Annotated in this window: 23 protein-coding genes; 5 read left to right on the forward strand and 18 right to left on the reverse strand. The window is 60.2% G+C overall.

The window, feature by feature from the left end:
* Positions 1-44 precede the first annotated feature (44 nt).
* From KI612_RS11990 to ppsR, 3 genes are read left to right on the forward strand one after another with little or no spacing between them, the layout of a single operon-like run.
* A complete protein-coding gene (locus KI612_RS11990; RefSeq protein WP_226440313.1) occupies positions 45-491 on the forward strand; it encodes a universal stress protein in 447 nt (148 codons plus the stop codon).
* Complete coding sequence (gene ppc, locus KI612_RS11995; protein ID WP_226440314.1) at positions 492-3,254, forward strand: phosphoenolpyruvate carboxylase; 2,763 nt, start codon at positions 492-494, stop codon at positions 3,252-3,254.
* Positions 3,255-3,263: 9 nt separating this feature from the next.
* Positions 3,264-4,082: a posphoenolpyruvate synthetase regulatory kinase/phosphorylase PpsR gene (gene ppsR / locus KI612_RS12000; protein ID WP_226440315.1), complete on the forward strand. Its 819-nt coding sequence runs from the start codon at positions 3,264-3,266 to the stop codon at positions 4,080-4,082.
* Between the two features lie 693 nt (positions 4,083-4,775).
* Here the strand turns inward: ppsR and KI612_RS12005 are convergent.
* From KI612_RS12005 to rfbD, 18 genes are all read right to left on the reverse strand, one after another.
* Entirely contained in the window at positions 4,776-5,342 is a 567-nt protein-coding gene (locus KI612_RS12005; RefSeq protein WP_226440316.1) for a hypothetical protein, read from the reverse strand.
* A gap of 54 nt (positions 5,343-5,396) precedes the next feature.
* Positions 5,397-6,167, reverse strand: coding sequence for a TrmH family RNA methyltransferase (locus tag KI612_RS12010; protein ID WP_226440317.1), 771 nt, complete (start codon positions 6,165-6,167; stop codon positions 5,397-5,399).
* On the reverse strand, positions 6,164-6,754 hold the full coding sequence (gene rnhB / locus KI612_RS12015) for a ribonuclease HII (RefSeq protein WP_226440318.1): 591 nt from the start codon (positions 6,752-6,754) through the stop codon (positions 6,164-6,166). Before rnhB ends, KI612_RS12010 begins: the two co-directional genes overlap by 4 nt.
* Entirely contained in the window at positions 6,742-7,887 is a 1,146-nt protein-coding gene (gene lpxB, locus KI612_RS12020; protein ID WP_226440319.1) for a lipid-A-disaccharide synthase, read from the reverse strand. The genes rnhB and lpxB overlap by 13 nt, the downstream gene beginning before the upstream one ends.
* Entirely contained in the window at positions 7,887-8,657 is a 771-nt protein-coding gene (gene lpxA, locus KI612_RS12025) for an acyl-ACP--UDP-N-acetylglucosamine O-acyltransferase (RefSeq protein WP_226440320.1), read from the reverse strand. The genes lpxB and lpxA overlap by 1 nt, the downstream gene beginning before the upstream one ends.
* A gap of 1 nt (position 8,658) precedes the next feature.
* Positions 8,659-9,093 carry a 3-hydroxyacyl-ACP dehydratase FabZ gene (gene fabZ / locus KI612_RS12030; protein ID WP_226440321.1) on the reverse strand — a complete coding sequence of 145 codons (435 nt, stop codon included), beginning with the start codon at positions 9,091-9,093 and terminating at the stop codon, positions 8,659-8,661.
* 9 nt (positions 9,094-9,102) lie between these two features.
* Complete coding sequence (lpxD, locus tag KI612_RS12035; protein WP_404818052.1) at positions 9,103-10,146, reverse strand: UDP-3-O-(3-hydroxymyristoyl)glucosamine N-acyltransferase; 1,044 nt, start codon at positions 10,144-10,146, stop codon at positions 9,103-9,105.
* Entirely contained in the window at positions 10,146-10,616 is a 471-nt protein-coding gene (locus KI612_RS12040) for an OmpH family outer membrane protein (protein WP_226440323.1), read from the reverse strand. Before KI612_RS12040 ends, lpxD begins: the two co-directional genes overlap by 1 nt.
* Before the next feature lie 48 nt (positions 10,617-10,664).
* Positions 10,665-12,938 (reverse strand): outer membrane protein assembly factor BamA, encoded by a 2,274-nt coding sequence (bamA, locus tag KI612_RS12045; protein WP_226444232.1) that lies wholly within the window; start codon positions 12,936-12,938, stop codon positions 10,665-10,667.
* 3 nt (positions 12,939-12,941) lie between these two features.
* The gene (gene rseP, locus KI612_RS12050; protein ID WP_226440324.1) at positions 12,942-14,309 is read right to left on the reverse strand and encodes an RIP metalloprotease RseP; all 1,368 of its coding nucleotides are present in this window, start codon (positions 14,307-14,309) and stop codon (positions 12,942-12,944) included.
* Positions 14,306-15,496 carry a 1-deoxy-D-xylulose-5-phosphate reductoisomerase gene (gene ispC, locus KI612_RS12055; protein ID WP_226440325.1) on the reverse strand — a complete coding sequence of 397 codons (1,191 nt, stop codon included), beginning with the start codon at positions 15,494-15,496 and terminating at the stop codon, positions 14,306-14,308. Before ispC ends, rseP begins: the two co-directional genes overlap by 4 nt.
* Positions 15,493-16,332 carry a phosphatidate cytidylyltransferase gene (locus KI612_RS12060; protein ID WP_226440326.1) on the reverse strand — a complete coding sequence of 280 codons (840 nt, stop codon included), beginning with the start codon at positions 16,330-16,332 and terminating at the stop codon, positions 15,493-15,495. The genes ispC and KI612_RS12060 overlap by 4 nt, the downstream gene beginning before the upstream one ends.
* Positions 16,325-17,086 (reverse strand): polyprenyl diphosphate synthase, encoded by a 762-nt coding sequence (gene uppS, locus KI612_RS12065; protein ID WP_226440327.1) that lies wholly within the window; start codon positions 17,084-17,086, stop codon positions 16,325-16,327. The genes KI612_RS12060 and uppS overlap by 8 nt, the downstream gene beginning before the upstream one ends.
* A 29-nt stretch (positions 17,087-17,115) precedes the next feature.
* Positions 17,116-17,673 (reverse strand): ribosome recycling factor, encoded by a 558-nt coding sequence (frr, locus tag KI612_RS12070; RefSeq protein WP_226440328.1) that lies wholly within the window; start codon positions 17,671-17,673, stop codon positions 17,116-17,118.
* Positions 17,674-17,682: 9 nt separating this feature from the next.
* Positions 17,683-18,399: a UMP kinase gene (pyrH, locus tag KI612_RS12075; protein WP_226440329.1), complete on the reverse strand. Its 717-nt coding sequence runs from the start codon at positions 18,397-18,399 to the stop codon at positions 17,683-17,685.
* Positions 18,400-18,416: 17 nt separating this feature from the next.
* On the reverse strand, positions 18,417-19,316 hold the full coding sequence (tsf, locus tag KI612_RS12080; protein ID WP_226440330.1) for a translation elongation factor Ts: 900 nt from the start codon (positions 19,314-19,316) through the stop codon (positions 18,417-18,419).
* Positions 19,317-19,373: 57 nt separating this feature from the next.
* A complete protein-coding gene (gene rpsB / locus KI612_RS12085; protein ID WP_226440331.1) occupies positions 19,374-20,123 on the reverse strand; it encodes a 30S ribosomal protein S2 in 750 nt (249 codons plus the stop codon).
* Between the two features lie 198 nt (positions 20,124-20,321).
* Complete coding sequence (gene rfbD, locus KI612_RS12090; protein WP_226440332.1) at positions 20,322-21,221, reverse strand: dTDP-4-dehydrorhamnose reductase; 900 nt, start codon at positions 21,219-21,221, stop codon at positions 20,322-20,324.
* A gap of 123 nt (positions 21,222-21,344) precedes the next feature.
* Here rfbD and map point away from each other — a divergent pair, with 123 nt between their 5' ends.
* Complete coding sequence (gene map / locus KI612_RS12095; protein WP_226440333.1) at positions 21,345-22,145, forward strand: type I methionyl aminopeptidase; 801 nt, start codon at positions 21,345-21,347, stop codon at positions 22,143-22,145.
* Positions 22,145-24,706 (forward strand): [protein-PII] uridylyltransferase, encoded by a 2,562-nt coding sequence (locus KI612_RS12100; RefSeq protein WP_226440334.1) that lies wholly within the window; start codon positions 22,145-22,147, stop codon positions 24,704-24,706. Before map ends, KI612_RS12100 begins: the two co-directional genes overlap by 1 nt.
* Positions 24,707-24,724 lie beyond the last annotated feature (18 nt).

A 24,724-nucleotide genomic window follows, 5' to 3' on the forward strand; every position in this document is an offset into this window, starting at 1 on the left:
GAATTGCTAAGGTATGCCCCATTCACGAATTCAAGGAGAACTGCATGTACAAGAAAATCATGGTCGCCATCGACGATAGCGAAACTTCCCGCTGCGCGCTGGCCGAAGCCCTGCATCTGGCCCGCACCAGCGACGCCAAGCTCTACATCACGCACGTCGCTGACGAGACGCTGATGGGCATGCACGGCCGCACCTTCTCGACCTCGCTGAACATCGACAACGCCATCAAGGCAATCGCCGATGCCGGCCAGAAGCTGCTCGACGAAGCGATCAAGGACGCCGAAGGCATCGACGCCGAAACCCTGCTCCTCGAAGCGCGCAACCGTCGCGTTTCGGAAACCCTCGCCGACAAGGCCAGGGAACTCGGCGCCGACCTGATCGTGATCGGCCGCCATGGCCAGCGCGGCATCGCCAAACTCATCCTCGGCTCGGTCGCCGAACAACTGGCCAAGATCGCCGACGCCTCCGTACTCCTCGTCAGAAAGCACTAAATGCAAGCCAGCGCACCCGACAGCAACAAGGACGAACCCCTGCGTACCGACATTCGCCTGCTTGGCCGCATCCTTGGCGACACGGTGCGCGAGCAGGAAGGCGATGCCGTTTTCGCCACGGTTGAACAGGTTCGCCAGACGGCGGTGCGCTTTGCCCGCGACGGCGACCCCGCCGCCCGTGCCGAACTGGCCGCCCTGCTCGACCAGCTGCCGCGCGACACGACGCAAGCCGTCGTCCGCGCTTTTTCCTACTTCCTGCAACTGGCCAACATCGCCGAGGACGAGCACCACATCCGCCGGCGCCGCGCCTACGATCTGGCCGGCTCGCCGCCGCGCGAAGGCAGCCTGGTTTTTGCCCTCGACGCACTGTCGACCGCCCAGGTATCGCCGGAAGCCATCGCCGACTTCTTTGCGCATGCCGTGGTCGCCCCGGTGCTCACCGCACATCCGACCGAAGTGCAGCGCCAGAGCCTGATCCGCAATCACCGCGATCTCGCCCGCCTGCTCGACCAGCGCGAACGCCTGCAGATGACGCCGGAAGAAGAAGCCGAAAACGACCTGGCGCTGGCCAATTCGGTTCTCACCCTGTGGCAGTCGCGGATGCTGCGCCCGGTCCGCCTCAAGGTACTCGACGAGGTCAAGAACGGCATCACCTACTTCAAGGAAACCTTCTTCACCGAACTGCCGCGCCTCTACATCCAGGCGACGCAGCAACTGCAGAAGCGCTACCCGGAAAAGAACTGGGCGCTACCGCCCTTCTTCCGCGTCGGCTCCTGGATCGGTGGCGACCGCGACGGCAATCCCTTCGTCACCGCCGAGATCCTGCGCGAGGCGTTGCGCCTGCAGTCGGCGGCCGCGCTCAATCACTACCTCGAAGAAATCCACGAGCTGGGCGGCGAATTGCCGCTCTCCGACCTGCTGGTCAAGGTGACGCCGGAACTGGTGGCGCTCGCCGAACATTCCACCGATCACTCGCCGCAACGCGCCGACGAACCTTACCGGCGCGCCCTGTCCGGCATTTATGCCCGGCTCGCCGCCACTGCCCGCGTGCTTGACCATGTCGAACCGGTCCGCCATGAAATCGGCAATGCCAGCGCCTATGCCACACCGGAAGCCCTGCGCGCCGATCTCAAGATCCTGACCAATTCGCTCAAGCTGAACGGTAGCGCCAGCCTGGCCGGCGGCCGCCTGCGCCGGCTGTTGCGCGCCGTGCAGGTGTTCGGCTTCCACCTGGCACCGATCGACCTGCGCCAGAACTCCGAAGTGCACGCCCGCAGCGTCGCCGAACTGCTCGCCGGCGCCGGCCGCTGCCCGGATTATGAGGCGCTGGCCGAGGTCGACCGGATCAAGCTGCTGGTCGAGGAAATCAGCACGCCGCGTCCGCTCTACTCGCCTTATCTGAATTACTCGGAAGAAACGCAGGGCGAACTGGCAATCTTCTTTGCCGCCCGCGAGCTGCGCGAGAAATACGGCGCCGCCACCCTGCCCAATTTCATCATCTCGAAGACCGACGGCGTCTCCGACCTGCTCGAACTCGCCCTGCTCCTCAAGGAATCCGGCCTGCTACTGCCGGGCAGCACGGCGCGTCTCGACGTCAATATCATTCCGCTCTTCGAAACCATCGAGGACTTGCAGAAGAGCGCCGCGACCATGGACGGCATCTTCGCCATCCCGGCCTACCGCGCCCTGATTGCCGGCCGCGGTGACGAGCATGAAGTCATGCTCGGCTACTCCGACTCGAACAAGGACGGCGGCTTCCTGACCTCGGGCTGGGAGCTTTACAAGGCCGAGATCGAACTGGCCCGCGTTTTCGGCCAGCACGGCGTGCGCCTGCGCCTGTTCCACGGACGCGGCGGCTCGGTCGGGCGCGGCGGCGGCCCGTCCTACCATGCCATCCTTGCCCAGCCGGCCGGCGCCGTATCCGGCCAGATCCGCCTGACCGAACAGGGCGAAGTGATTTCGACCAAGTACGGCAACCCGGACAATGGCCGGCGCAATCTCGAAGTGCTGCTCGCCGCAACCCTGGAAGCCAGTCTGACCGACCACGAAAACCAGGTCGAGCCGGCACAGCAGTTCCATGCCGTCATGGACGAGCTGTCACTGCGCGCCTTCAACGCCTATCGCGGCCTGGTCTATGAAACACCGGGCTTCACGACCTATTTCCGGCAATCGACCGTGGTGTCCGAAATCGCCCTGCTCAACATCGGCAGCCGCCCGGCGTCGCGCAAGGCCTCCGAGCGCATCGAAGACCTGCGCGCCATTCCCTGGGTGTTCAGCTGGGCGCAATGCCGCCTGATGCTGCCCGGCTGGTACGGCTTCGGCTCGGCGGTCGACGGTTATCTGGCGGCCAATTCCGACGGCCTCGCCACGCTGCGCCGCATGCTGAAATCCTGGCCCTTCTTCAAGAGCCTGCTGTCCAACATGGACATGGTGCTGGCCAAGAGCGATCTCGCGATCGCCTCGCGCTATGCCGAACTGGTCAGCGACGCCGGCTTGCGCGAACGCATCTTCGGCCAGATATGCAGCGAGTGGGAACTGACGAAAAAGCACCTGCTGGCCATTCTCGAACAGGACGATTTCCTCGGCGACAACCCGCAACTGAAGCGTTCGCTGCAACTGCGTTCGCCCTACATGGACCCGCTCAACCACCTGCAGGTCGAACTGCTCAAGCGCCACCGCGCCGGCGAGACCGACGAGCGCGTCGCCCGCGGCATCCATCTGTCGATCAACGGCGTCGCTTCCGGTTTGCGCAACAGCGGGTAAAATCCGGGGATGCCCATCACACTCAAACGCACTGTATTTTTCGTCTCGGACGGTACCGGCCTGACCGCCGAAGCGCTCGGCCACAGCTTGCTGACGCAGTTCGAGGAAGTCGAATTCAAGCAGATCCGCATCCCCTTCCTCGACAACATCGAGAAGGCACAGGACGCCGTCGCCCGCATCAACGCGCAAGGCGAGGCCGACGGCATGCGGCCCATCGTGTTCACGACGCTGGTCAATCAGGCTCTGGCCGAGATCGTGCACCAGGCCGATGCCTTCTCGCTGTCCTACTTCGAAACCTATCTGTCGCCGCTCGAAGCCGAACTCGGCATCAAGTCCAGCCACACCATCGGCCGCTCGCGCGACTCGACCGACAGCTCTGACTACAAGAAACGCATCGAGGCGATCAACTACACGCTGGCGCACGACGACGGCATCACCGACCGCGACCTCGAGGAAGCCGACGTGATCCTGGTTGCCGTGTCGCGCTGTGGCAAGACGCCGACCTCGCTCTACCTGGCCATGCAGTTCGGCCTCAAGGTCGCCAACTTCCCGCTGATCCCGGAAGACTTCGATCGCGGCCGCCTGCCCAGCACGCTGGAAAAGCACCGCCCGAAACTGTTCGGCCTGACCATCCAGCCCGAGCGCCTGACCCAGATCCGCGAAGAACGCCGCGCCGCGAGCAAATACGCCTCACTGGCCAACTGCCGCTACGAGGTTGCCGAAGCCGAGAAAATGATGCGCCGCGAAGGCATCCGCTGGCTGGACTCGTCAACCAAGTCGATCGAGGAAATCTCGACCACGGTGCTGCAGGAACTCAAGCTGCGCTAGAAGGGAATAGCGCGGATCAAATCTGCGCTATTTTTACTATTAGTGCCTTCGTTCACCATTGGCTTCCGCCCCTGCGGGGCGTCTAACTTTTTCTTGCTTCGCCAAGAAAAAGTAAGCAAAAAGAAGGCGACCCCAGGCTACGCGGTCGGCTGCGCCGACTCCCCTGCGCTACTCGCTGCGGGCGGGGGCTGCGGAACTCGGGGCTACGCCCCTCAGACAGTCCTCGCCCTTTATCCGCCAGCAGCTGTGTTGCTCGGCGCTCCACATGGGGACCCGAAAAAACGTCTCGGAACGATGGCTCTGCCCAAGAACAGAAAATGCCGTTTTTTAGCGGTCGACCGCTGGAAAAAGCCAAAAACCGTTTCCCCAGGCTCGGCGGCGACGCTTTTCCATCCCCCTGAGAGGCGCTGAGCAACGCAGGCTGGCCGGGGGCTTTCGGCTTGCGTCTGTCTGAGCCGCAGGCGAGTTTAGCAAGCCGCCCGGACGGCCGAGTAGCGCAAGGGACCGGGCAACGCCCGGCGCCGACCCGGGGGTCGCCTTTTCTTTGGCTACTTTCTTTTGGCGAAGCAAAAGAAAGTACGCCCGCCCGCAAGGCGGAATACAGCTGTTGAAGCCGTGGCTTTCCCCTTATTTCCGCGCTCCACAGAAATTCTCCGCTCCATTTCCCCTGATCGACCGCAGGATCACGAAACATCAGCAGTCTGTTTCAATTAGCTGAGCACGTTTCTTCTCGATTAGAGCTTTTTTCTGCTCCAAATATCCTCTAGGGTAGCAATTATCATCGCTGGCGAATGTAAGCCCAACGTAAGAACGAAGCTGGGCAGCCACATTAAGAGCGAATAATCCTAGAGTTGCATATTGCAATTGGCGCTCTTCATACCACTCAGAGTAATCGGGAGGACCTGCGACGTATTCATATACACCTGAAATTGTTTCGTCGGCTTGTTCTATTTTGAATGGCAAATCCAATATTTCGAACATCAGTCTATCTGGTAAAGCTTTCCACTCAACATCAAACATCTCGGGCTTGAAGCTTGGAGTCGATGTCCTTGGTATACAGCAACCGTTACCGTCTTCTTCACCACTGTCACCTGCTACGTTGGCACAACTGCCGGCAAACTTGAGCAATTCACAAGAAACCTTAATGCTCAGATATGTCGCGTCTTTTTTAGCTCTTCGCTGTTGAAACCACCATTCCTTTGCAATCGTCAGAAGCGACCCGATCACAACCCCAATTAGCCCAAATACGGCAGATTCCATTTTTACCTCGTTCCATAGTAAAAGCGGGACAAATGATGATTTGTTTTAGAAGTTTCAGCCCAGCCTGCGACGCAGCATCTCGAACAGGCAGACAGCGGCAGCGGCGGCCACATTGAGCGACTCGACCGCACCCGGCATCGGAATGCGGATGCGCAAGCCGGCCGCGGCCAGCAACTCGGGACGCACGCCCTGCCCTTCGGCGCCAAAGACCCAGGCCAGCGGCCCGGACCAACTTGCCTCATAGAGCGAAGTCGCCTGCTCCAGCGTGGTCACTGCCGTCGTACCGCGGTAATCGGCGATGAAAGCGGCGAGATCGACGTCTTCGTGGATAGCCAGCGCAAACTGGGCGCCCTGCCCGGCACGCAGCACCTTGGGTGACCACGGCGAGGCACATCCCGGCGCCAGCAGCGCCTGCCGGATACCGGCGGCGGCGGCAGTGCGCAGCAGCGTGCCGACATTGCCGGGATCCTGCACGCCGTCGAGCAAAATGGCATCTTTTTCAGGGTCGACCGGCGGGCGCTGTGCCGGCATGGCCGCAATCGCCAGCAAACCACTCGGCGTATCGACCAGGCCGAGGTCGCGCAGCAAGCTGTCGGCGAGCACGACGACATCGCGCCCGGCCGTGAATCCGGCGATTTCGCCGACCTGCATTGCCGATTCGGCCACGATCAGACTGTCGACCGGGCCAAACGCTGCTTCGTAGGCCTCAACCAGATGCACGCCGTCGAGCAGCGTCTGGCCGGTCTTGCGCCGCTCGCGCCCCGACTCGGCAAGACGCTTCAGGCTCTTGTAAAAGGCGTTGTCGCGCGACTGGATCAGCTTCATAGCAGGGAAAGCTGTTTCGCCACCGGCCCGAAGCTACGGCGATGCACCGGCGAGGCACCGTGTTGTTCGAGCGCGGCAAAATGTGCAGCTGTCGGATAACCCATGTGGCGGTCAAAACCGTATTGCGGATACTGCGCATGCAATTCAAGCATCTCGGCATCACGCACCGTCTTGGCAAGAATCGAGGCAGCGGCGATCGAGGCGATCTTGCCGTCGCCCTTGACGATGGCCTCGACCGGAATATCCAGTTGCGGGCAGCGATTGCCATCGACCAGCGCACCAGTCGGGCGCACTGAGAGGCCGGCCACGGCGCGCTGCATGGCAAGCATCGTTGCGTGCAGGATGTTAAGGCGATCAATTTCCTCGACCGAGGCCGAGGCGACACACCAGGCCACGGCGCGTTCGCGGATCAGCACGGCCAGCGCGTCGCGCTTCTTTTCGGAAAGCTTTTTCGAATCATTGAGGCCGGCAATCGGCCGCGCCGGATCGAGAATGACCGCCGCCGCGACCACCGTGCCGGCCAGCGGCCCGCGCCCGGCCTCGTCGATACCGCAGACCAGGCCCGGCGGGATCATCAGTTCAGGCATTGAATGACCGCGTTGGCGGCCTTTTCGGCAGTGTTCTGGCGCAGTTGCCAATGCAGGTCGGTAAACACCTCGGCCACCGCCGCGGCGTTTTCCTTGTCCTCGTAGAGTTTGATCAGGGCTTCTGCCAGGTTTTCCGGCGTTGCCTGATCCTGCAGGATTTCCGGCACCACCTCGCGCCCGGCCAGGACGTTGGGCAGACCGACAAAAGCCTGATAGGCCATGCGTTTCATGATCCAGTACGACAACTTGGCGATCTTGTAGGTGATCACCATCGGCCGCTTGATCAGTGCCGCTTCAAGCGTCGCGGTACCGCTTGCCACCAGCGACACGTCAGCGGCGCCAAGCGCATCCTGGGCGTGGCCAAACAACAGGCGGAACGGCACCTCGCCGGCCTGCTGCGTGTACATCGCCATCTCGAACTGCAGACGCGTCTCGCGCGTGGTCAGCGGCACGACGAACAAGGCGCCGGGCAGGCGTTCGTGAATCAGTTTGGCCGTCTGCACGAAAGTCTCGGCCATCATCGCCAGTTCGCCCTGGCGGCTGCCGGGCAGCAAGGCGAAGATCGGCGCATCCTTGGGCATGGCGAGCTTTTCGCGCACTGCCGTCTTGCTGGTTTCCAGCGGAATGATGTCGGCCAACGGATGCCCGACATAGGTCACCGGAATGTGCGCCTTTTCATAGAGCGGTGGCTCCATCGGAAACAGTGCCAGCACGCGGTTGACCGCCCGGCCGATCTTCTTGATGCGACCGCCGCGCCAGGCCCAGATCGACGGGCTGACATAATGGATGGTCTTGATGCCGGCCGCCTTGAGATCGGTTTCCAGACCCAGATTGAAGTCCGGCGCATCGACCCCGATGAAGATGTCGGGCCGGATGTCGAGCAGACGCTTTTTCAGCTGGCGGCGAATGCCGGCAATCTCGCGATAATTCTTCAGGGCATCGACATAGCCCATGACCGCCAGCTTTTCGAGCGGCCACCAGGCGTCAAACCCCTGCCCCTGCATGCGCGGACCGCCAATGCCGTAGAACACGGCATCAGGCAGGCGCGCCTTGAGCGCGGCAATCAGATGGCTGGCCAGCAAATCACCGGAGGCCTCACCGGCCACCATCGCAATCCGTACCACGTTGCCCATCAGCGAATAATGCCGCGCTTGGAAAGCTCAAGGAAATCGACAAAGCGCTGCACATCAGGCTGCGTCTTGGCGTCCTCCGCCAGCTTCTGCTTGGCTTCCTCGAGCAGCAGACCAGACTTGTACAGCGTGCGATAGGCGCGCTTCAGCGAGCTCAGCGACTCGGCAGTAAAACCGCGACGCTTCAGGCCTTCGACATTGATGCCGTAGGGCTGCGCCGTATTGCCGGCGGCCATCAGGTAAGGCGGCACATCCTGCAGGATCACCGTGCTGACCGCGGTCATGACGTGCGCGCCGATGCGGCAGAACTGGTGCACACCGGTGAAGCCGCCGAGAATCGCCCAGTCGTCGACAACGACGTGACCGGCCAGCGAGGCGTTGTTCGCGAAGGTGACCTTGTTGCCGACCTGGCAATCGTGCGCGATGTGCACGTAGGCCATGATCCAGTTGTCGTCACCGATCTTGGTCACGCCGGCATCCTGCACGGTGCCGAGGTTGAAGGTGCAGAACTCGCGGATGGTGTTGCGGTCACCGATTTCCAGGCGGGTCGGTTCGCCGGCGTACTTCTTGTCCTGCGGCACTTCGCCCAGCGAACAGAACTGGAAGATATGGTTGTCGCGACCAATACGGGTGTGCCCGGTAATGATCGTGTGCGGCCCGATTTTCGTGCCCTCGCCGATCTCGACATGCGGACCGATGATGGAATAAGCGCCGATCTCGACATTGGCACCGATCCTGGCGCCCGGATCGACAATGGCTGTTGGATGAATCATGTCAGAGATCCCGCTTGGCACACATCAGCTTGGCCGAGGCAGCCAGCTGGCCGTCGACACGCGCTTCGGCGATGAATTTCCAGACGCCGCGCATCTGGCGCTCGATTTCGACATGCAGGTGCAACTGGTCACCAGGCACAACCGGGCGCTTGAAGCGGGCATCGTCGATACCGGCAAAGTAGAACACGGTATCTGCGGACGGCTTTTCGTCCATCGACTTGAAGGAAAGGATGCCCGCCGCCTGGGCCAGGGCTTCCATGATCAGCACGCCCGGCATGACCGGATGGTGCGGGAAATGGCCGACAAAATACGGCTCGTTCATCGTGATGTTCTTGTAGGCGTGAATCGACTTGCCGGGCTCGATCTCGAGCACGCGATCGACCAGCAGGAACGGGTAGCGATGCGGCAGATGCTCGAGAATTTGTTGAATATCCATTTCCATTTTTCAGCCCTCTACATTGGTATTTTTAAGTTTTTTCTCGAGTTCCGTAACCCGTTCGGCCAGCTTGGCCAGATGCCGTATCTGCGCCGCATTGTGCAACCAGTGGCCATGCTCTTCCAACGGGAAGACGCTGGTGTATTGCCCCGGCCTGGTGATGTTTTTCATGACCAGCGAGCCACCGGAAATCACCGCCCCGGAGGCTATCGTCACATGCCCGGCAATCATCGCCGCGCCGCCGATGATCACGTTGTCCTGCAAGGTGACACTGCCCGCCACCGCGGCACAGGCGGCGATGACGCAATGCTTGCCGATCTGGCAGTTGTGGCCGATCTGGATCTGGTTGTCGATCTTGCTGCCGTCGCCAATCACAGTGTCGTCGAGCGCGCCACGGTCGACCGTCGTACTGGCACCAATTTCAACGTTGTCGCCAATGATGACCCGACCGATCTGCGGAATCTTGATCCACTGTCCCTGGTCCGGTGCGAAACCGAAACCATCGGCACCGATCACGACACCGGAATGCAGGATGACATTACTCCCAATCTCGCAACCGGCGTAGATGCTGACATTCGGATAAAGAATACTACCGGCACCAATCACGACATCGTCACCGAGCACACAACCGGCATGAAGGACGACGCCCTCGCCCAGACTGACCCGCGCCCCGACCGTGACCTGCGGGCCGATACTGGCACTGGCCGGCACTTCCGAAGCGCAGCAGGCACTCGGATGCACGCCGGCAGCCATCGCCGGCCGCGGATTGAGCAGCGTCGCCAGACGGGCGTAATAGGCATAAGGATTTTTGCTGACGATGCGCGGCAAATCGACCGCAGCGGCGAAATCAGGCGCCACGATCACGGCCGAAGCGCGCGTTGTTGCCAACTGGCTCTTGTACTTCAGGTTGGTCAGGAAGCCGATTTCGCCAGCGCCCGCCGAAGCCAGCGTCGCCACCTGCCTGATCTGCGTTTCGGCGTCACCAAGCACATCGCCGCCCAAACGGGCGGCGATGTCAGCCAGGGAAAGCGGAGTACCCCCAGCCACCGGCATTACTTGCCTTCGGCAAGTGCCTTGATCACACGATCGGTAATATCGAGCTTCGGGCTGACCCAGACCACGTCCTGAAGAATCAGATCGAACTTGTCGCCTTCGGCGATCTGCTTGATGGCCTTGTTGGCCTTCTCGATCACGGCGGCATTTTCTTCGTTCTGACGCAGGTTCAGATCTTCGCGGAACTCACGCTGCTTGCGCTGGAACTCACGCGACAACTCGCCGAATTCCTTTTCCTTGTTGCGGCGGTCACCTTCCGACATGGTCACGGAATTCTTTTCCAGATTTTCCTGCAGCCCCTGCAACTGCTTGGCCATGCGCTGGAGATCCTGGTCTCGCTTGGCGAATTCGCCTTCCAGCTTCTTGGCCGCCTTCTGGGCAGCCGGAGCATCGCGGAAAATGCGCTGGGTATTGACGTAACCGACCTTCAATTCATTGGCACTGGCACCCGTCACAAACAGGGCAGACATCAACGAGGCGAGAACTAGAGACTTAACTTTCAACTTGAGACTCCTGAATCAAAATGTAGTGCCCATCTGGAACTGGAAGGCTTCAGTCTTGTCGGTAGACGACTTGTTGAGCGGCCTGCCGAAACTGAATTTTAACGGACCCATCGGCGAAATCCATGCAGCAGAAAGGCCGGTTGAATAACGAAGCTGGCTCAGATCGAACTTCTCATTCGCCTGATAGACCTGACCTGCGTCAAAGAACCAACCCATGCGGAAAGTCTTTTCCATCCCCGGAAAGCCCCAGAGCAATTCTGCATTGGCAACGACACGGCGATTACCGCCAATTTTATACTCGGTGTTATCCCAAGGCTGACCGAGCGATGATGCCTTATAGCCACGCACCGAACTAACGCCACCCGCATAAAAGTTCTTGAAGAACGGCAAATCCATGCCGCCATAACCGTTCGCATAACCCAACTCGCCGTTCAGCATAATCGTAAACTTGCTGTTGAGCGGAATGAAATGCTGCAACTGGTAATTGGCACGATAGTACTTCAGGTCACCTCCAGGTAGTGCCAATTCGATGCCGGCACGCTGGTAGGTTCCTTTGGTCGGGAAGAAATAATTGTCCTTGCTGTCACTGGCCCAATTCAGGGTCAACGGCAAGGACAGATTGCGATTACCGAATTTATCGACAAAATCTTGGTAATACTGCGGGCTCTCGCTCGTCGTCGTGATGTTGGTGGAATCTATCCCCAGCCCGATACCCAGAGACTCCTTTTCACCGATCGGGAAACCGAAACGAATCCCCGCGCCGGTCGAAGACGAAGTGTAATAGGCAATCGCGGTTGAACTGGTATTCACCGTACGATGATAGACATCAAAGCCCTGGCTTACACCATCCTGCGTAAAGTAAGGATTCGTATAGGAAAACGCGTAGGTTCGATACGACTTGGCCGAATTAACCTGAACGGAAACATTGTTGCCACTGCCCAGGAAGTTGTTCTGGGAAATCGAGCCCGAAAGAATGACCTTGTCGGTACTGGAGGTACCTACACCCAGCATCAGATTGCCGGTCGGCTTTTCGACAACCGCCAGATTGACGTCAATCTGGTCAGACGTACCAGGCACTGCGGGGGTATCGACCACAACTTCAGTGAAATAACCAAGCCGGTCAAGGCGCTGTTTCGAGGCGCTAACGCGATCCGCGTCATACCAGCCACCTTCCATCTGACGTACTTCGCGACGCACGACCTCATCACGAGTCTTGGTATTGCCGGTCACATTGACCCGTCGCACATAAACCCGTTTGCCTGGATCGACAAAAATGGTGAAGGCAACCTTGCGCTTTTCCTTGTCGATTTCCGGTGCAGCATTGACATTGGCAAAGGCATAACCCTCCTTGCCCAGTCGCTCGCTAATTGCCTTGGTCGAATCGTTCAGGCGCTCGCGCGAGAACACATCGCCCGCCTTGACCTTGACCAGATTGCGCAACTCGTCTTCAGGCACGCTGAACTCACCGGCCAGCTTGACCGAGGAAACCTGATAACGTTCGCCTTCGACCACATTGACGGTGATATAAACGTCCTGCTTGTCGGAAGAAATGGAAACCTGGGTCGATTCGACATTGAATTCCAGGTAGCCCTGATTCATGTAGAAGGACTTCAGCTTTTCCAGGTCGGCAGACAGCTTTTGCCGCGAATACTGGTCGCTCTTCGAATACCAGGTGAACCACCCCGGCGTCGTCAATTCGAACTGGGACAGAAGCTCCTTGTCGCTGAAGGACTTGGCGCCAACAAAATTGATCTGGCGAATCTTGGCAGCAACGCCTTCTTCGATATTGAAGTTGATCCCGACCCGGTTGCGCTCGAGCGGCGTTACCGTCGTCGTGATATTCACGCCGTATTTGCCGCGCGTCAGATACTGACGTTTGAGTTCCTGCTCGGCCTTTTCCAGCAGGGCGCGATCGAAGATCCGGCCTTCGGCAATCCCCGTATCCTTCAGAGCCTTGACAATGACATCCTTGTCGAATTCCTTCAGCCCGACAAAATCGAGCTTGGCCACAGCCGGGCGCTCCTGCACCACGACAACCATGACATCGCGATCAATCTCGAGTCGCACATCCTTGAAGAACCCCGTGGCAAAGAGCGCCTTGATTGACTGGGCGGCCTTTTCATCGGTCAGCGTATCGCCGACCTTGACCGGCAGGTAGCTGAAGACGGTACCCGCTTCGGTACGCTGGATGCCCTCAACACGGATATCCTTGACCGCAAAAGGCTCGAAAGCCAGCGCGGGCGTGGCAAAGAGGCCAGCAATCAGGAAAGACAGCAGCGATTTGTTCATCATTCAGCCAGTGACCAGGCGATTTATGTCATTAAAAAAGGCGAAAGCCATCAAGACGAAAAGTATGGACAGACCAATACGCTGCCCCAACTCCATGGCCCGCTCCGAGAGCGGCCTGCGCCTGACGACTTCGATCATATGATACATCAAATGCCCCCCATCCAGCACCGGGATGGGCAGCAGATTCAGGACGCCCAGACTGATGCTGACCAGCGCCATGAACTTCAGATAATAGTCGAGACCAAGACGAGCCGATTGGCCGGCATAGTCGGCAATCGTCACCGGACCGGACAGGTTTCGCCAGGAAACTTCGCCGGTCAGCATCTTGCCCAGCATAAGCAGACTGAATACCGACTTGTCCCAGGTTTCTGCCAGCGCCTTGCCGCCAGCCGCAAAGAAGCCATAACTGACGAAAGTCCGCATTTCCCGGTGTAATTCGGCGTTATCCGCAACCGCCACACCGATCCGGCCTATCGTCTGACCGCGCTCGGCAAAAGCTTCCGGCACCACATCAAGAGCAAGGAGCTCGCCCCGCCGTTCAACATCCAGATGCAGAACACTGCCCGCCGAGTCACGTACCTTGCCAACCAGTTCATGCCAGAATTGAATGGCCTTGCCGTTGGCCGCCAGAATCCGGTCACCCGGTTTCAACCCGGCCAGATCAGCAACGCCACCACTGACAACCTGCCCCAACACGGCCGGAACCTTCGGACGATAAAAGCCGACCCCCAGACGCAGCAGCGCATCCCCCTCCCAACCGCCTTCACCTGCGGCCTGCAGATAAAGCCGGCGCAAGGAAATCTCCTGCTGCTCGTTGATCACTTCCAGCTCGACGCTTTCCTGATCGACCGCCTTCTGCAACAGCGTCCAGCGCAAATCATTCCAGGTTGCGACCGGTTCGCCGTCGATCCGGCGCACCTGCTCACCATTGCGTACACCAGCCATGGCTGCCGGCGAATCGACCGGCGGCGTGCCCAGCACCGGCAGCAACTCCTGGCTGCCGTACATGAAAATGCCCCAGTAGAGCAGGATGGCCAGGGCAAAATTGGCAAGCGGTCCGGCGGCAACGATCAGGCTGCGTTTACCGACGCCCTGCCGGTTGAAAGCCCGACCCAACTCCTCAACAGCCACCTCGCCTTCGCGCTCGTCGAGCATCTTGACGTAGCCACCCAAAGGAAAAACACTGAGCGCCCATTCGGTCTGGTCACGCCCCAGCTTTTTCTGCCACAGAACAGGACCAAAACCGAGCGAAAAACGCAGCACTTTGACACCGCAAAAGCGGGCCGCGGCGTAATGACCAAACTCGTGCACAACGATCAGGACGCCGAGCACCACCAGAAAGGCGGCAAGATAGAACGGAAAATTACTCACGCGAAGCGACGCTCACGGATCATCTGGCTGGCAAGATGCCGTGCCTCGACATCGGCTGCCATGACATCGCCCAGATTACCCTGCGGACCAGCCGGCAAAGCTGAAAGAACAGCCTCGTTGAGACGGGCTATCCCCAGGAAAGGCAAGTCACGCTCAAGGAAGGCGGCCACCGCGACTTCGTTGGCTGCGTTAAGAATGGCCGATGCCGTTCCACCGGTTGTCAGCACATCGTAAGCCAGTTGCAGGCAGCGGAAACGTTCGAAATCCGGCGCGTGAAAGTCGAGGCGGGCGATCTTGAACAGATCGAGCGGCTCGACCCCGGCCGCGATGCGCTCAGGCCAGGCCATGGCATAAGCAATCGGCGTGCGCATGTCCGGATTGCCCAACTGGGCGAGCACCGAGCCGTCGGCATATTCGACCGCCGAATGAATCACGCTTTGCGGATGCACAACCACCTGGATTTGCTGTGGCGGCGCCGCGAACAACCAGTGCGCCTCGATGACTTCGAGACCCTTGTTCATCATGGTCGCCGAATCAACCGAAATCTTGCGCCCCATCACCCAGTTCGGATGGGCACAAGCCTGTTCCGGCGTCACATGCGCCAGCGTATCGAGCGGCGCATTGCGGAAGGGACCGCCCGACGCCGTCAGCAGGATGCGGCGCACGCCGCAGGCATCGAGGCCGCGGGCAAAATCGGCCGGCAAGGCCTGGAAAATGGCATTGTGTTCGCTGTCGACCGGTAGCAATGTCGCGCCATGCGCATGCACGGCATGCATGAACAGCTCGCCGGCCATGACCAGAACTTCCTTGTTGGCCAGCATGACGCGCTTGCCGGCGCGCGCCGCGGCCAGGGTCGGCTCGAGACCGGCAGCACCGACGATCGCCGCCATCACGGCGTCGACTTCGGGCAGCGCCGACAACTCGATCAGCGCTTCGATACCGTACCGAACTTCGGTCGCCAGCCCTGCTGCGCGCAAACGCTCCGTCAGTTGCGTCGCAAGAGTGGCGTCACGCAACACGGCAAAATGCGGCTGAAATTCACGGCATTGTTCGAACAGCTTGTCGACCTGGCTATGCGCACACAACGCAAATGCCCGGTAGCGATCCGGATGCCGGCGAATGACATCGAGCGTACTGACGCCGATCGAACCGGTCGAACCCAGTACCGTAATGTTTTGCACAGTCATCCTTTGGACGATGCGAACAGCAACCAGAGCAAGGCAACAACCGGCAGCGTCGACGTCAGGCTGTCGATACGGTCGAGCACACCGCCGTGCCCGGGCAGCACGTTGCTGCTGTCCTTGATGCCGGCCTTGCGCTTGAGCAGCGACTCGTAAAGGTCGCCAATGATGCTGATTGCAGTAACGCCAAGCAGCAACAGGATCCAGAGCGGCAGCGCCGGCACGTCAAGCGCAAAAGCTGCGCGTACCACGACACCGTAAATAACAACACCAACGGCAGCGCCCGCTGCGCCTTCCCAGGTCTTGCCCGGACTGATCGACGGCGCCAGCTTGCGCTTGCCGAAGGCCTTGCCGGAAAAATACGCGGCGATATCGGCCATCCAGACCACGGCAAAAATCGCCAGCAATACAGCCGGCCCGAGAATGCGCAACTGCACCATGGCCAGCCAGGTCGGCAACAGCACGACCGCACCGACCAGAACGCCGACGACACCACCGCTCAGCGCCCATTTTTTCCTGAGCCAAAGCGGGATCAACAGACACCAGAACAGGGCCGAAACCCCATAAAAGGCCAAAACCCACGTCTGCGCAGGGTCGACCGCCTGGCCGACACCAAGCGCCTCAGGAAAACGCTGCGCCAAACCGGTACAGAGCAAGGCAGTCAGCCCACCGAGAATCCGCCGGGCCCGACCGCTCCAACCGAGCAACGCCCCCCATTCCCAGGCGGCAACACCGATGAAGGCGGCCACCAGGATGGCCCAGGAGGCTTGCGGCAACAGGAAAATACTCGGCAACAAAAGCGCCATCAGGACCAGCGCCGTGATCACACGGGTCTTAAGCATTGGGGCTTTCCACCAGCTGCTCGCTGGTTCGACCGAAACGACGCTCGCGTTGCTGATAGGAAGCAATCGCCTTGTCGAATTCGGCGGTATCGAAGTCCGGCCACAGCGTGCCGGTGAAATAGAGTTCGGTATAGGCCAGCTGCCAGAGCAGGAAATTGCTGATCCGCTCCTCACCGCCAGTACGGATGAACAGATCGGGTTCCGGCGCGTAGCTCATCGCCAGCCACGGCTCGAGATCGGCCTCGGTCCAGCCTGCATGCTTTTCCGGCTGCGCCGCGCACATCCGGTTGACCGCCTGCATGATGTCCCAGCGCCCGCCGTAATTGGCGGCAATGGTCAGTTCCAGACGCTGATTGCCGGCCGTCTTGTCCTGCGCATCCTGGATCAGTTGCTGCAAGCGGGGATCGAAAGGCGACAGATCGCCGACGATACGCAAACGCACGCCGTTGCGATCAAGTTTTTCAACCTCCTGCTCAAGCGCCTTGACGAACAGTTGCATGAGCAGGGAAACCTCCTCCTGCGGTCGACGCCAGTTTTCTGACGAAAATGCAAAAAGGGTCAGGTACTTGACGCCGCGCTCGAGGCAGGCCCGCACCATTTCGCGAACCAGTTCGACACCCTTGACGTGGCCGGCAACGCGGGGCAGGAAGCGCTTCTTTGCCCAGCGTCCGTTGCCATCCATGATGACGGCGACGTGCCGGGGCATGGCCGCAATCGTCGGAACCTGGCGCGTCGAACTCGAGAACAGAGCCATTCAGCGAGAAAACTCAGCCGAAGAAAGGCTCAAACCTGCATCAGCTCGGCCTCTTTGGCGGCGAGCATCTTGTCGACTTCAACAATGTAACGATCAGTCAGCTTCTGGACATCGTCCTGGGCACGACGCTCGTCATCCTCGGGAATCTCGCCCTTCTTGAGCGCATCCTTGAGATGGGTATTGGCATCACGACGCAGGTTGCGGATCGCGACCTTGGCGGCTTCGCCTTCGGTCTTGACGACCTTGATCAGGTCACGCCGACGCTCTTCGGTCAGGGCCGGCATCGGCACACGGATCAGGTCGCCTTGCGAAGCCGGATTCAGACCCAGATCGGAGTCACGGATCGCCTTTTCGATTTTCTGGCCCATCGGCTTTTCCCACGGCTGAACACCGATGGTACGCGCGTCGATCAGCGTGATATTGGCCACCTGATTGACCGGCACCATGGAGCCGTAGTAATCGACCTGGACATGATCCAGCAGACCGGTATGAGCACGGCCGGTACGGATTTTCTGGAGATCGTTCTTCAACGATTCCAGAGACTTCTGCATCTTGCCTTCGGCAGTTTTCTTGAGTTCGGCGATCATCTTGTTTCCTCAGCAATAGACCAGCGTACCTTCATCTTCACCACAGACCACGCGCTTCAGCGCGCCGGCCTTGAAGATGGAGAACACATTGATCGGCAATTTCTGGTCGCGGCACAGCGCGAAGGCGGTCGCATCCATGACCGCCAGATTACTGGAGATCGCTTCATTGAAGCTGATCTTGTCAAAACGCGTGGCAGAAGGGTCTTTTTTCGGGTCGGCGGTATAGATGCCATCGACCTTGGTCGCCTTGAGCACGATTTCCGCACCGATTTCCGAACCGCGCAGGGCTGCAGCAGTATCGGTGGTGAAGAAGGGATTGCCGGTACCGGCACCGAAGATGACGACCTTGCCTTCTTCGAGATAGCGGATCGCCTTGCCGCGGATGTACGGCTCGACCACCTGCTCGATATTCAGCGCCGATTGCACGCGGGCATTCAGACCGCCCTGGCGCATGGCATCGGACAGTGCCATGGCATTCATCACCGTGGCCAGCATGCCCATGTAATCAGCGGTGGCTCTATCCATCCCGGTGGCCGTACCGGCCATGCCGCGAAAGATGTTGCCGCCGCCAATCACGACGCCAATTTCCACACCCATATCGGATACCGCCTTGATCTCCGCGACGATCCCGGCGATGACCTGCGGGTTGATGCCGTAGGCGTCATTACCCATCAGGGCTTCGCCGGAGAGTTTGAGGAGAATCCGCTTGTACTTGGGCGTGGTCATTGGCGTTTCCTTAACAATTACTTCTTGGCAGCAGCAGCGGCAGCCTGGGCAGCAACTTCAGCAGCGAAGTCGTCAACCTTCTTCTCGATGCCTTCACCCACCAGGAACAGGCTGAAGCCAGCAACGGAAGCGCCCTTGGCCTTGAGCAGCTGCTCGATGGTTTGCTTGCCGTCTTCTGCCTTGACGAAGACCTGACCGAGCAGGGTCACGTCCTTCAGGTACTTCTGGACGGTGCCTTCGGCGATCTTTTCGAGCATGGCTTCCGGCTTGCCGGCTTCACGGGCCTTTTCGATGGCGACGCGACGTTCGGTATCGAGCAGTTCGGCAGAAACACCGGATGCATCGAGCGACTTCGGCTTGGAAGCAGCGATGTGCATCGCCAGATCCTTGCCCAGCTGATCATCACCGCCAACCACATCGATCACGACGCCAACCTTGGAACCGCCGTGGATGTAAGACTGCAGCTTGCCCTTGGCTTCGAAACGGACAAAACGACGAATCGTCATGTTTTCGCCGATCTTGCCGACCAGTGCGGAACGGGTCGATTCGACGGTGCCTTCGCCCATCGGCAGAGCCGACAGCGCAGCCACGTCGGCCGGGTTGTGTGCAGCCACCAGGGCGGCACTGCCATTGGCCAGCGCAAGGAACTCGTCGTTCTTGGCGACGAAGTCGGTTTCGCTATTGACTTCGATCATGGCACCGGTCTTGCCGTCAGCAGCGATGCTGATTGCCACAACACCTTCAGCGGCGATGCGGGTAGCGGCCTTGGAGGCCTTGTTACCCAGCTTGACGCGAAGGATTTCTTCGGCCTTGACCATGTCGCCATCGGCTTCGGTCAGTGCCTTCTTGCATTCCATCATGGGCGCATCGGTCTTGCCGCGCAGTTCTGCCACCATGCCTGCGGTAATTGCCGCCATAACTTATCTCCTGAGCTTGTTCAAACAGGCGGAGCCTAGGGCTCCGCCATTGCAGCTTTATTGCGCTGCTTCTTCCTGGACTTCGACGAACTCGTCGTCACCACCGGCAGCGACGATGTCCTGCAGAACCTGGCTACGACCTTCGAGGATGGCATCAGCCACGCCGCGGGCGTAAAGCTGGATGGCACGCGAGGAGTCATCGTTACCCGGAATGACGTAAGCAACGCCTTCCGGAGAGTGGTTGGTATCGACCACGCCGATGACCGGGATACCGAGCTTTTCGGCTTCGGTAATGGCAATCTTGTGGTAACCGACGTCGATCACGAAGATGGCATCCGGCAGACCGGCCATATCCTTGATGCCGCCGATGGACTTTTGCAGCTTTTCCAGTTCGCGACGGAAGGTCAGTGCTTCCTTCTTCGGCATGCGCTCGAGTTCGCCGGCTTCGACAGCCAGTTCCATTTCCTTGAGGCGCTTGATCGAGGTCTTGACCGTCTTGAAGTTGGTCAGCATGCCACCCAGCCAACGCTGGTCAACATACGGCACGCCAGCGCGCTGGGCTTCCTGGGCCAGGATTTCACGAGCTTGACGCTTGGTGCTGACGAACAGGATGTTGCCGCGATTGGCGGACAGCTTCTTCACGAAAGCGATGGCTTCGTTGTACTTGGCCAGGGTCTTTTCGAGATTGACGATGTGAATCTTGTTGCGGGCACCGAAGATATACGGGGCCATCTTGGGGGACCAGAAACGGGTTTGGTGACCGAAGTGGACACCGGCTTCCAGCATTTCGCGCATGGTAACGGACATGTAAAACTCCTTAAGGGTTGAACCGCCACCCGCCGGAAACGTACGCCAGGACTGAATCTTGACGCACACCCTTAATCGGCGGATGTGAGGATTTTGATTGCACACACCACGTGCACAACCATTTTTTTGGCTAACACAGCCAGAAAAACCGGTCGATTATAGCAGCAGAACGCCCGCCCTCAAAGAGCTACAAGCACTCTAGGTGGCCGCCAGTCGCTCCAGCATGCGCGCCAGAGAAGCTTGCCAGCCCGGCATCTGCAGCCCGAAATCGTTTTCGAGCCGGGTACAGGCTAGTTGCGAATTGGCCGGACGCCGCGCCGCCGTCGGATATTCGGATGTCGTGATGGCGCGGATTGCCTCTGCCTGCAGACGCAGATCGAAGCCCGGCATCTGCCCGGCCAGCTCGACAATCGCACGCGCGAACCCGCACCAGCTGACCGGCTCGGCCGAAGCGAGGTGATACAGCCGGTTTTCGCCTTTTTCCAGGCGTTGACCGCCGCGCAGCATGGCCAGCACCATGGCGCTGACGTCGGCGATCAACTCGGCCGGCGTCGGCGCACCGACCTGGTCGTCGACGACATTCAGGCTTTCCCTGTCGCGCGCCAGCCGCAGGATGGTCTTGACGAAATTGCCGCCGTGTTCGCCAAACACCCAGCTGGTACGAAAGATCAGCGACTTGCCGCCGACCGCAAGTATCGCCGCCTCGCCGGCCAGCTTGCTGCGCCCATAAACGCTTTGCGGATTGGTCGCATCGCTTTCGACATAAGGCGTCGCCTTGCAGCCGTCGTAAACGTAATCGGTCGAGTAATGCAGTAGCGTCGCACCCAGTTGCAGCGCCTCCTCTGCCAGCACGCCCGGCGCCACGGCATTGATCAGGTGCGCCAGTTCAGGCTCCGACTCGGCCTTGTCCACGGCGGTATACGCGGTCGCATTGACGATGATCGCCGGCCTGGATTGACGAATCAGGGAACGAATCTGCCCGGCATCGGCCAGATCACATTGAGCACGCCCGCAAGCCAGCACCGGCCCCAACGCTGCCAGCGCCCGTTGCAACTGCCAGCCCACCTGCCCGTCCTTGCCCAACAAGAGAATAGTCATCGCACCACTGCCCGGCCCGTCGATTGCACAAGCCCGAAGTATGCCATTTCCCGCCTGGCCGGCTTTGAGAAACAAAGCCCATCATTTATCCTTGCCCATTGCCCACCGCTTAACAGAACAACCATGAGCATCACGATCAAGACGCCGGAAGAAGTAGAAAAAATGCGCGTCGCCGGCCGCCTCGCCGCCGAAGTCCTCGACTACATCGAACCCTTCGTCAAGGTTGGCGTGACCACCGAAGAACTCGACCGCCTCTGCCATGACTACATGGTCAATGTGCAGGGCTGCATCCCCGCCCCGCTCAATTACGCCCCTTCCGGCTACGATCCCTACCCGAAGTCGATCTGTACCTCGATCAACCAGCAGGTCTGCCACGGTGTCCCGAGCGATCGCGCGCTCAAGAACGGCGACATCGTCAATCTCGACATCACGACCATCAAGGACGGTTATCACGGCGACACCAGCCGCATGTTCATCGTCGGCGAAGGTTCGATTCAGGCCAAACGCCTCTGCGAAATCACCTTTGAATGCCTGTGGCTGGGCATCTCGGTGGTACGTGCCGGCGCCCACCTGGGCGACATCGGCGCGATCATCCAGAAACATGCCGAAAACAACGGCTACTCGGTGGTGCGTGAGTTCTGCGGCCACGGCATCGGCAAGAAATTCCACGAAGACCCGCAGGTCGTCCATTACGGCAAGGCCGGCACCGGCCCGCGCCTGGAAGCCGGCATGATGTTCACCATCGAACCGATGATCAACGCCGGCAAGGCTGCCATCCGCGAAATGAACGACGGCTGGACCATCGTCACCAAGGATCGCAGCCTGTCTGCGCAATACGAGCACACCCTGCTCGTCACCGAAACCGGCTACGAGATCATGACCCTCTCCGCCGGATCTCGCCCCAAGCCGGACTGGATCAAGTAATGAGCTGTGATGTCGGCGCCCTGCGCGCAGAAGTGAAGGCCATCCAGAATGGGCTGAAACAGGATTACGAGCAGAACCAGGACGCCGTCGCCCTGCTCCGTTCGCGCTGCGTGCAGGTCGACGCCGTACTTGCCAAGCTGTGGAATGCCCTCGACTTTCCTGCCACGCTGTCGCTTGCCGCCGTTGGCGGCTATGGCCGCGGCGAGTTGTACCCGGCCTCCGACATCGACCTGCTGATCCTGCTGCCGCGCGAAGCCGGCGCGGCGCTGCAGGAAAAGCTGGAAAGGCTGGTCGGCTACTTCTGGGACATCGGCCTTGAAATCGGCCACAGCGTGCGCACCATCCAGGAATGCCTGGACGAAGCCGGCAACGACATCACGGTCCAGACTGCCCTGCTCGAAGCCCGTCTGCTGACCGGCAACGAAAAACTGTTCGCCACCTTCCAGAAACGCCTGCACGGCAACCTCGACCCGCTGGTCTTCTTCGAAGCCAAGCGCCTGGAACAGCAGGAACGCTACCTGCGCTTCAACGAAACGCCATACAGCCTGGAACCGAACTGCAAGGATGCGCCAGGCGGTCAACGCGATTTGCAGGTCATTTTCTGGATCGCCAAGGCAGCCGGTTACGGCGCGACCTGGGCCGAACTCGAACAAAACGGCATCATCACCGAAGAAGGCGCCCGCCAGGCCGAGGCCTGCGAAGATTACCTGCGCCACCTGCGCATCCGCATGCACCTCACGGTCGGCCGCCGCGAAGACCGCCTGCTCTTCGACTACCAGAGCACGCTGGCCGCCCAGTACGGTTTTGTCTCGAACGAAGCGAAGCGCGCTTCCGAGCAGCTGATGCAGGGCTATTACCGCAACGCCAAGTCGGTCACTGTCCTCAACACCATCCTGTTGCAGAACATGGGCGCCGCGCTGGCGCCGGAAAGCGAACTGACACCGCAATACATCGACGAGGACTTCCAGTCGGTGGGCAATCTGCTCGATATCCGCAACGAAAACCTGTTCGAGACCAAGCCGACGGCGATTTTCGACAGCTTCCAGGTCATGCAGGAAAGCCACGAGCTGCACGGCATGACAGCGCGCACCCTGCGCGCCCTGTGGCGTGCCGGCGAGTCGGTGATCAACGACGACTTCCGCGCCGATCCGGCCAACCGTGCCGCCTTCATGCGCCTGCTGCACAGCGGACGTGGCGTCGTTCATGAATTCCGCCGCATGAACCAGCTCGACATCCTTGGTGCCTATCTGCCCAATTTCGGCCGCATCGTCGGCCAGATGCAGCACGACCTGTTCCACGTCTACACCGTCGACCAGCACATCCTGCAGGTCATGCGCAACATCCGGCGCTTCACGATGAGCGAGTTTGCGCACGAATATCCGCTCTGTTCGCGCGTCATGAGCGAATTCGACGCGCCCTGGCTGCTCTACATCGCCGCCCTCTTCCACGACATCGCCAAGGGTCGCGGCGGCGATCATTCCGAGCTGGGCACCAGCGATGCGCAGATCTTCTGCGAACAACACGGTCTCTCGCCGGAAGACTCGGAACTGGTCGTCTGGCTGGTCCGCAATCACCTGAACATGTCGCAGGTCGCGCAAAAGGAAGATCTCAGCGACCCCGATGTCGTCGCCGGCTTTGCCCGCCGGGTCGGTGATGCCCGCCATCTCGCCGCACTCTACCTGCTCACCCACGCCGACATCCGCGGCACCAGTCCGAAAGTCTGGAACCAGTGGAAGGGCAAGCTGCTCGCCGACCTCTATTACCAGACCCTGCACTATCTCGGCCAGGACGAGGCACCGGCGCGTCAGGGCATCATCGCCGAACGCCAGGCCGAGGCGATGCGCCTGCTGCGCTTCTTCGCCCTGTCCGACACCGTGCATGAGCGCTTGTGGAAGCAGCTCGACACCGTCTATTTCCTGCGCCACTCGGCCGAGGAAATCGCCTGGCACACGCGCTCGCTGCATTACCGGATCTACAACAACCAGCCGGTCGTGCGCGCCCGCCTCTACCAGGAGGGCGAAGGCCTGCAGGTCATGGTCTATACCCAGGACCAGCCCGACCTCTTCGCCCGCATCGTCGGCTTCTTCGCGCGTGCCGGCTACAGCATTGTCGATGCCAAGATCCACACCACGGCACACGGCTACGCGCTCGACAGCTTTGTCGTGCTCGACATCGAAAACCGCGAATCCGACCGCGAAATGGTTGCCTACATCGAGCACGAACTCGAACAGCGCCTGATCCAGCAGCTGCCGCCCGACATTCCGTCGTCCGGCCGCCTGTCGCGCCAGGTCAAACATTTCCCGATCAAGCCCGAAGCCAGCATCCGCGGCGACGAGCGCGGCGCCCACTTCCTTCTTTCGCTGACCGCGGCCGACCGTCCAGGTTTGCTCTACACGGTCGCCAACACGCTGGCCGAACACGGCGCCAACCTGCATACCGCCAAGATCACGACGCTCGGCGAACGCGCGGAAGACGTTTTCCTGATCAGCGGCGGTGACCTGCGCGAAAGCGCCAGCCGCATCCGCCTGGAAACCGAGCTGATGGAGCGCTTGAAGGTCTGAGCTTTTCCCGCTGCAAAC

This window comes from Quatrionicoccus australiensis (assembly GCF_020510525.1).
Taxonomy (GTDB): domain Bacteria; phylum Pseudomonadota; class Gammaproteobacteria; order Burkholderiales; family Rhodocyclaceae; genus Azonexus; species Azonexus australiensis_B.